Annotated in this window: 4 protein-coding genes and 1 tRNA gene; 2 read left to right on the top strand and 3 right to left on the bottom strand. The window is 63.5% G+C overall.

All coding sequences use genetic code 11. The features are described from left to right. Positions 1–634 (bottom strand): uracil phosphoribosyltransferase (gene upp / locus Q4P21_RS10955; RefSeq protein ID WP_303388803.1); only part of this gene is annotated, 634 nt, incomplete at its 3' end. Between the two features lie 22 nt (positions 635–656). Between upp and tadA the strand changes: the two genes are divergently transcribed. After that, a complete protein-coding gene (gene tadA, locus Q4P21_RS10950; protein ID WP_303388802.1) occupies positions 657–1142 on the top strand; it encodes a tRNA adenosine(34) deaminase TadA in 486 nt (161 codons plus the stop codon). On the opposite strand, the gene Q4P21_RS10945 is transcribed toward tadA, so the two are convergent. Together Q4P21_RS10945 and Q4P21_RS10940 are read right to left on the bottom strand one after the other, a co-directional pair. Further along, entirely contained in the window at positions 1139–1606 is a 468-nt protein-coding gene (locus Q4P21_RS10945) for a hypothetical protein (RefSeq protein ID WP_303388801.1), read from the bottom strand. The genes tadA and Q4P21_RS10945 overlap by 4 nt on opposite strands. Further along, on the bottom strand, positions 1594–2838 hold the full coding sequence (locus Q4P21_RS10940; RefSeq protein ID WP_303388800.1) for a crosslink repair DNA glycosylase YcaQ family protein: 1245 nt from the start codon (positions 2836–2838) through the stop codon (positions 1594–1596). The genes Q4P21_RS10945 and Q4P21_RS10940 overlap by 13 nt, the downstream gene beginning before the upstream one ends. Positions 2839–2920: 82 nt before the next feature. On the opposite strand from Q4P21_RS10940, the gene Q4P21_RS10935 reads away from it, so the two are divergent. Next, a tRNA-Ser gene (locus tag Q4P21_RS10935) sits at positions 2921–3010 on the top strand.

The raw sequence follows: 3010 nt of genomic DNA, 5'->3' as shown, positions 1-3010 counted from the left end.
CGGCCACGCCGTACAGGCGGTCTCCTGCATCGCCGAGGCCCGGCACAATGTACGCCTGCTCATTGAGGCACTCATCAATGGAGGCCAGCACCACGTGCACGTTATCGCGCCCGCCATGGGCTGCTTCCAGCTTGGCCAGACCCTCCGGAGCTGCCAGCAGGCAGATGCAGGTGATGTCTGCGGCACCGCGATCGAAGAGGAACTTGAACGCCTCGATCAGCGTCCCGCCGGTGGCCAGCATGGGGTCAAGGACATACACCTGGCGTCCGGTCAGATCCTCGGGCAGGCGCTCGGCGTAGGTAATCGCCTCGAGCGTCTCCTCATTGCGGGCCATGCCCAGGAAGCCCACTTCGGCCGTGGGCAGCAGGCGGGTCATGCCCTCGAGCATGCCCAGACCGGCGCGCAGGATCGGCACCACCAGGGGTGTGGGTTTGACCAGTCCGGTGCCAATGGTGGAAGTCACCGGGGTTTCAATGTTCACCGGCTCCACCCGCACTTCCCGGGTTGCCTCGTACGCCAGCAGTGTCACCAATTCCTCGGTGAGTTGGCGAAACACCGGCGACGGGGTGTTTTTGTCCCGCAGGACAGTCAATTTGTGGGCAATCAGCGGATGATCCGCAACCAGTACGCGCATGAATAAAAGCTACCATTGAGCCGTGCCCATCACTGCTAGTTCCGCCGCAGAAATATCAGCCCGCCACTATGACTGGATGGGCCTTGCCCTGGCTCAGGCACAACTGGCCCTGCAGACCGCCGACGTTCCCATTGGTGCCATAGTCATCGGGCCCGACGGCGGGATCCTCGGTTTGGGGCGCAACGAACGTGAGGCGTACGGGGACCCCACTGCGCACGCGGAAATAGTGGCGATCCGCGAAGCGGCGGCAAACTTGGGCTCGTGGCGTCTGGCGGACTGTACCTTGGTGGTCACACTGGAACCGTGTGCCATGTGTGCCGGCGCGATTGTGCTGGCGAGGGTGCCGCGCGTTGTTTTCGGGGCGTGGGATGAGAAAGCCGGCGCGGCGGGATCAGTGTTCGACGTGCTGCGCGAACGTCGGCTAAATCACTGGGTTGAGGTGTTTCCCGGCGTCCGGGAGGACGAGTGTGCGGCCCTGCTGAAGGACTTTTTCGGCGGGCACCGCTAAGGAGTCACCAGTAGTTCCAGTGAAGGCAGCACGCACGAAACCCGCTGCATTTCTTCGCCGCCCGGCCCGCGCCCCACACGGTTGTTCCTTCCCGTGTCGTCGCACCAGTCCACATCATGTGGGAATGCGGAAACCCTCCATGTGCCGGGGACGGCAGCGACCGGCAGCTCAAAGTTGAAACTGAACCCACCGGCGTCGTTCATGGGCCCCGTGCTGTTCACGATCAAGGTTCCTGTGCCGTCGAAGACTTCAACCTTGATCTGCGCATGGGTGCCGTACCGAGGGTTGCACGTGGCGTCATGTGCGGAGACTGTGACGGAATCACCGGGTGCGCCCGAGGTCGTGCTCAGCGACAGCGGCGGTGGAAAGCAGGGCTGCGAGCCGGGCTGCGGTGAACACGCCGCCCCCGGCAACGCGACGACGGCCACGGCGGATGCCACGAGGAAGCCTGTCAGCTTTCGCATGGCTGGGAACCTTCCGCCGCGTTGTTGAGTGCGTCAATCCGCTTTTGCCTGCTCGACGGCGAATCGAGACTGAAGGAGCGGAAGTCGCCCAAGTCTTCGCGAATGAACGCTTCGACCTCCAGGATGCGCTGCTGCACGGCGTCTGTGGTGGCGTTGAAAAGCCAGTGCGCGATTCGTTCCCGGCCGGGGTCATACTGCCACAGGCCAATGATCCTCCCCCGGTCCACGATGGGATGGTCCGGCAGGTCGGCTTGGAGCGACAGCGTGGAACTGAGCAGCTGGCGGCCCCTGTCTGCGTCGGCAAAATGATCGGCCGCGTTGCGCCGCAGCAAAAACAACGAATCCGAGCCCGCAAGCAGCTGGATTTGTTCCTCCTGCGGGGCCTTGAAATCCGCCGACGTCTCCATGTCCGCAGGGAGCATCCACACGCCCGGGGCGTCTGCGGCTGAAGTTTCCACCGACTCGATTTTCTCGGGCTGGACTTCCACGCCATTGACGGCTGCGATCGCGGCCTTGGTTTGGGCCACCGTAAAGCCCGTGAACCATTGGGATTGTTTGAGCGTGGCCCCGCCCGTCCAGCCCAAGTAGTTTTCCATCAGCTTGGCCCTTGCCTGCTCCGGCGACTCTTCAGCAGCCGGCAGCTCCCAGGCTGTGTAGGCGTAGCGCTGTTGGTCGAGCCGGCCATTGATCGGCACGCGCCGGATGCGGCCGTCAGCCTGCAACAATCCCAGTACCGTGGGCAGCGTCGTTGAGGCGCCCTTCTTCTTGCCCTCCTCCCCCAGGCTGCGGACGGCATCACCCAGCTGGTCCTTGAGCTGCCTGGGATCCAGGGCGCCCGCGCCGTTCGCTGCGGAGTCGTGCAGTAAACGGAGTGTTTGCGTTTCAAGGCTCTGGATTTCTGCGCTCTTCACGCCGAGCTTGTCCAGCACCTTGAGCGTTGTCTCCACCGCGCCCCGGCCCAGCGTGAGCGCCCACGCGAAGTCTTCCGCACCCAGCACATAGGTGCAGCCGCGCGCCGTCGGAAGTTCATGAATTTTCAAGGCGGCTACGGCTGCGTCTGCTTCCTCCCTACGAATCCCCGCCCGGGCAAACAACGTCAGGTACGGGTTGTCGCCGCCAACGGAGCGCGCCCATCCGGCCGTTCCCAGCACGGTCGCGGCATCGCTTCCCGCCAATGAGCCGTCCAGGCCTTGTTTGTGCCAGCTCCACGCAAGCCTCGTTGCAGTGTCCATGGGCCCATCTTCCACCATGATCGTTTCTCACCCCAGGACTCATTTTTGTTGTGGGGCTTTGAGCCGGTAAGGTTGACGCGTTGGTGACGTGTCCGAGCGGCCGAAGGTGCAACACTCGAAATGTTGTTTAGGTGAGAGCCTAACGTGGGTTCAAATCCCACCGTCACCGCCA

This window comes from Arthrobacter sp., assembly GCF_030540645.1.
In the GTDB taxonomy this organism is placed as follows: domain Bacteria; phylum Actinomycetota; class Actinomycetes; order Actinomycetales; family Micrococcaceae; genus Specibacter.
Note: the sequence above shows the minus strand (reverse complement) of the source record. Positions and strands in the feature narration are given on the sequence as shown.

Bases quoted from the DNA above. Each gene is read 5' to 3' on its own strand.
- Q4P21_RS10945 (WP_303388801.1), bottom strand. From the start codon at position 1,606: ATGCGAAAGCTGACAGGCTTCCTCGTGGCATCCGCCGTGGCCGTCGTC.
- Q4P21_RS10940 (WP_303388800.1), bottom strand. From the start codon at position 2,838: ATGGACACTGCAACGAGGCTTGCGTGGAGCTGGCACAAACAAGGCCTG.